Source organism: bacterium (assembly GCA_040753555.1).
Lineage (GTDB): Bacteria > UBA9089 > UBA9088 > UBA9088 > UBA9088 > JBFLYE01.
In genome coordinates, this window is the sequence record JBFMDZ010000147.1 from 1 (window position 1) to 5,108 (window position 5,108).

Annotated in this window: 5 protein-coding genes; 1 reads left to right on the forward strand and 4 read right to left on the reverse strand. The window is 38.9% G+C overall.

The window, feature by feature from the left end; translation table 11 throughout:
* Positions 1 to 470, forward strand: a 470-nt coding sequence (locus AB1630_10030) for an adenosylcobinamide-GDP ribazoletransferase (protein ID MEW6104128.1), incomplete at its 5' end; no start/stop codon positions are given.
* On the opposite strand, the gene AB1630_10035 is transcribed toward AB1630_10030, so the two are convergent.
* The 4 genes from AB1630_10035 to AB1630_10050 form a co-directional block, all read right to left on the reverse strand.
* A complete protein-coding gene (locus AB1630_10035; protein MEW6104129.1) occupies positions 457 to 2,403 on the reverse strand; it encodes an FAD-dependent oxidoreductase in 1,947 nt (648 codons plus the stop codon). The two genes, AB1630_10030 and AB1630_10035, sit on opposite strands and share 14 nt — an antisense overlap.
* An 80-nt stretch (positions 2,404 to 2,483) precedes the next feature.
* Positions 2,484 to 2,873, reverse strand: a complete 390-nt coding sequence (locus tag AB1630_10040; protein ID MEW6104130.1) for a type II toxin-antitoxin system VapC family toxin — start codon at positions 2,871 to 2,873, stop codon at positions 2,484 to 2,486.
* 2 nt (positions 2,874 to 2,875) lie between these two features.
* The gene (locus tag AB1630_10045; GenBank protein ID MEW6104131.1) at positions 2,876 to 3,133 is read right to left on the reverse strand and encodes a hypothetical protein; all 258 of its coding nucleotides are present in this window, start codon (positions 3,131 to 3,133) and stop codon (positions 2,876 to 2,878) included.
* A gap of 139 nt (positions 3,134 to 3,272) precedes the next feature.
* Positions 3,273 to 4,946, reverse strand: coding sequence for an NADH-quinone oxidoreductase subunit NuoF (locus tag AB1630_10050; protein MEW6104132.1), 1,674 nt, complete (start codon positions 4,944 to 4,946; stop codon positions 3,273 to 3,275).
* Positions 4,947 to 5,108: the final 162 nt, after the last annotated feature.

Below are 5,108 nucleotides of genomic sequence, written 5' to 3' on the forward strand. Positions count from 1 at the left end.
GTTTATCTTCTACAAAAGAAAAAGCCCTTGAGATAATGAAGGATTCAAGGATTGGTTCTTTTGGTGTAATTGGTATATTTTGTCTCCTTCTTCTTAAATTTGCTCTTCTTTTAAATGTAGAAACTTTATGGAAATCGCTTATTTTGATGTGCATATTTTCAAGGTTTTTTCAGGTTTTTTGCTGCTTTTTTTCTACATATCCAAAGAATTCTGGGACGGGAAAGGCTTTTATTGGATATAGAAAAAAGAAAGGGATTATCTTTGGATTTTTATTTACAATGCTTTTCTTTTTGTTATTAGACAAAATAGGTGGGATTATTCTATTTTTTACCTCAATTATTCCACCAATTCTCTTTTTTCTTTACATAAAAAGAAGGATAGGTGGAATGACGGGCGATACGATTGGTGCTTGTTCTGAAATAGCCGAGGTCTCTTTTTTGTTGTTTTGTTGTCTATTTAATATCTCTTAACAAATGCACCTGTTGGGCAGGTTTGGACGCATTCCAAACAGCCATCACAGCCAGCATTAAGTAGGCTTTCTCCAAAACCTCCCTGAATTTGTGTTCCATAGCCCCTTCCAACAAAGCCTAAAATCCCAAGCTTCTTTATTTCAAGGCATACCCTGATGCACCTTGAGCATAGAATACACTTGTTTGGGTCATATTTTATAACAGGGCTTGATGTATCAACAACCTTTTTTTCTATAAACCCTGATACCCTTTCTGGATTAACATCATACATTGATGCATATTTTCTTAAAAGGCAATCATCTAGCTTTTCACATCCACACTTTAAACACCTTTCAGCCTCTTTCTTTGCATCTTTTTCATCCATCGTCCCTTCTATCTCTATGAAGTTTTCTTTTCTTGCACTAACCGATACAACCTTTGTTTTATACCTTATTTGCTCCTCTGCAATAATATCCTCTGAGCTTATCCCCTCTCTTACACAATTATACATTCTTCCTTCTGCCTTCTGCCCTCTGCCTTCTGTATTAAGATAATTCATAATTGCAATGGCTCCCTTTTTTCCATCCGCTATTGCCTCAACAACCGTAGCTGGCCCAGAGACACAATCGCCTCCTTTAAAAATTTTCTCATCGCTTAATAAAAACCCCTCATCACTCCTTTGGCCAATGGCTGCAATAATTGTATTTGCTTTAATCTTAAATTCTGAAGCCTTAATTGGAATTGGCTTTCTTCTTCCCGATGAATCTGGTTCGCCAAGCTCCATTTTTATACATTCAATTCCATCCTCAAAAACCCTATTGGGAGCAACCAGAAATTCTATCTTTATCCCCTCTTCTTCTGCCTCGCTTATCTCTTTCTTTGAGGCAGGCATCTCATCCCTTCCCCTCCTGTAGAGAATAAAAACCCTGTCTGCACCAAGCCTTAAACTTGTCCTTGCACAATCAATGGCTGTATTTCCACCGCCAATTATACAAACATTTTTTCCTAGATTTGGCTTTTTCCCTTCTGCTACATCCTTTAATAGCTTAATCCCAGAAATGACTAGAGAAAGCTCCTCTCCAGCAATTCCTAGCTTTATATCTTTTTGGCAGCCAATTGCAATGAATATTGCATCAAAATCCAGGCTTGAAATTTCATCCTTTCCAATACAGGTATTTGTCTTTATCTCTACACCAATCTTAATTATTCTATCTATTTCAGCATCAAGGATTTCCTTAGGAAGCCTGTATTCTGGAATCCCATACCTCATCATCCCACCCAATTTATCATTTTTCTCAAATATGGTTATAGAATACCCCTCTTTCGCCAGATAGTAGGCACAAGAAAGCCCGGCGGGTCCTCCTCCCACAATCGCCACCCTCTTTCCATTTGACTCTCTGACTCTCTGACTCTCTGACTCCTGACTTTTTAATGCCCAATCCCCAACAAACCTCTTAAGCTCTCTTATTACTAAAGAACCCTCTTTCAAATTTCTTCTACAATTCTCCTCACAAAATGCTGGACAAACCCTTCCAACACTTGCTGGAAATGGCAAATTTTCCATAATAAGATTGTAAGAGGCCTCATAATCTCCCTCCTTAATAAGCCTTATGAATCCCTCAATATCAATATTTGCCGGGCATTTCATCCTACAAGGGCTTAAACAATCCCCCCAATGGGCTGAAAGAAGGAGCTCAAGGCACAATTTTCTTGCCTCTTTTACCTTTGGCGTGTCTGTAAAAACCTTCATTCCCTCAGATACCCTTGTTCCACAGGATGGAACAAGCCTTGGGATATTTTCTATTTCAACAATGCAGAGAAGGCATCCTCCATAAGGCTCAAAGCCTTCCAGAAAGCAAAGGGTTGGAATTTCAATTCCATTATTTTTTGCAATCTCAAGAATGGTCTTACCTTCTTCTGCCTCTAATACCTTATTGTCTATGGTTATTTTCATAGTTATAATTTAGCCTTTAGTCTTAGTCATTGGCTTTTAAAAAATTTGTATGTGTTTAGCGTTGTTCAGCCATCCTATTTTCAGGGATTCTTCTTATAGGGTTGCACAGTTTTCAATTTAGGGATGGCTGCGTAATGTCTCTGGTTGAAAGTGTATAGAGGTAAATTCAAAGCCACAGCCATTTGACCAATTAAGGCATCAAGGATTCCAAGCCGGTGGCTAAGATGATAACGGACAAGCGCAAACAACGCCTCATCACATATCTTTGATGAAGGCCAAACTACGCTATAAGTTCTCAATTCCTTTTCTACCTTCTCTTGCTCAGTCTTGTTTCTACAGCCTTGAATCAGCTCCATGACCACAAATCCAGGTAAAATGATTTCCTCTTCACCGAGGGAATCCAGCCAAGCCACAGCAGGTGGGTATTCACGCAAAAGGTCTATCATTACATCAGTATCTACAAGAATCATACTTACCCTCGCCGCCTTTGTGCTTGTTCACGGAGTTGACGAGCATAAGCTGAACTATCCTCAATATCCTTACGATCCTTCCAGAGTCCAATTAGTTCAGAATGAAGTATCTGAGAGGCTGTCAAATAAGGATGCCTAGGTATAGCCGAGGATTCAACCAGCAAAATCATCTCCACATATTCTCCCTTCTTACAAGGCAACCCCCTTACAAAGATTTCTCCATCCCTCTCAATAACTTTGTTAAGACGAATCGCCTCCATATCTTTTACCTCCATATTCGCTACAATTTCGTATTATACGCTATCGGCAAAAAGTCAAGCTAGACAAAATGAAGCTTTATTTTTTTAATTATACATTATGAAATCAAAGATGTAAAGGAGAAGGAATTTTTGTTGCTTTCTATTCTACAATTATTGCATTAAACTTGCAGGCATCATAGCATATCCCGCATTTTAGACATTTTTCTTGCTCTATTTTATGGGCTTTCTTTTTCTCACCAAAGATTGCATTATTTGGGCATTTTTTAGCACATAAGCCACAGCCTGTGCAAAGGTTAGAATCTATTGAGTATTTTAAAAGGGCTTTACAGGATTTGGCAGGGCATTTCTTATCCTTTATATGTGCCTCATACTCATCCCTAAAGTATTTCAGGGTTGTAAGAACAGGGTTTGGTGCGGTTTGACCAAGGCCGCATAAACTTGCTGATTTTATGGTTTGGCCAAGCTCTTCTAAAAGCTTAATATCTTCCTCTTTTCCCTTGCCATTGGTAATACGCGTAAGAATTTCAAGCATCCTCCTTGTTCCTATTCTGCATAAGGTGCATTTTCCACAGGATTCATCTTGGACAAAATTAAGGAAAAACCTTGCCACATCAACCATACAGGTTTCCTCATCCATTATAACCATTCCACCTGAACCCATAATTGCCCCTGTTTTTGTAATGGAATCATAGTCAACCGGTGTATCCAAAAGAGACTCTGGAATACATCCACCTGAGGGACCACCAATCTGGATTGCCTTAAATTTTTTATCTTCTTTTATTCCGCAACCAAGCTTAAAGATTATATCCTTAAGGCTTATTCCCATAGGAACCTCAACAAGCCCAGGGTTCTTTACCTTTCCAGCAAGGCAGAATACCTTTGTCCCTTTGGATTTTTCTGTTCCTAAGGAGGCAAATTTTTCCTCTCCTTCCAAAATTATCCAGGGGATATTTGCCCAGGTTTCAACATTGTTTATGTTGGTTGGTCGGTTAAATAAGCCTGATTGGGCAGGAAATGGGGGACGAAGCCTTGGCATTCCCCTTTTTCCCTCACAAGATGCAATTAAAGCTGTTTCCTCTCCACAGACAAATGCACCTGCCCCTTCTTTTATCTTTATTTTAAACCCATCCAAAAGACCCTTTTCTAAAGCCTGTGATATTGCTATCTCAAGCCTCTTTATTGCCAGGGGATATTCCATCCTCACATAGATATAGCCAAGCTCTGCACCAATTGCATAACCACCAATTGCCATTCCCTCTAGGACAGAATGTGGGTCGCTCTCCAAAACAGCCCTGTCCATAAATGCACCAGGGTCTCCCTCATCAGCATTGCAGATAACAAACCTGGGAGGAGGGTTTTGCCGAGTAAATTTCCATTTTAAGCCTGTTGGAAATCCAGCCCCACCACGACCCCTTAAGCCAGATTTTGTTACTATTTCAATAATTTCATCAGGGCTTTTTTCCTTTGCCTTTTTTAATGCACTATATCCACCAACCTTAAGATAATCCTCTATTTCCTCTGGGTTTATTCTTCCACAATTTCTGGTTACAATCCTTTTTTGGGAAGAGATGAGCTTATCGGGTTCTATAATATATTCTTCAATCCGCTCTTTGTTTATGATTTTTCTTGCCAGCTCTCCTGTTACATTGCGATAGGTTGTCTTTTTATTATCCTCAATAATATCAACCAATGGTTCAAAATAGCAAAGTCCAATGCACCCGGTTTTTGAGGGATGAAATTTCTTAAAAATTTCAAAAATCTCCTCTGCGCCTGCGGCAATCCCACAACTTCCCATGCCAATGATTGCTTTCATTCCTTAATGTAACTTCTTACCTCTTTTTCTAAAAAATTTTGTAACTATTCAGTATATCGTATTTTATATGTTTGGCTGTTTTAAAATTCATCCATTCTATAATAAATCCCAAATCCCAAGTTCAAATGTCAAAAAAATGTCCAATTTCCAATGTCCAATATC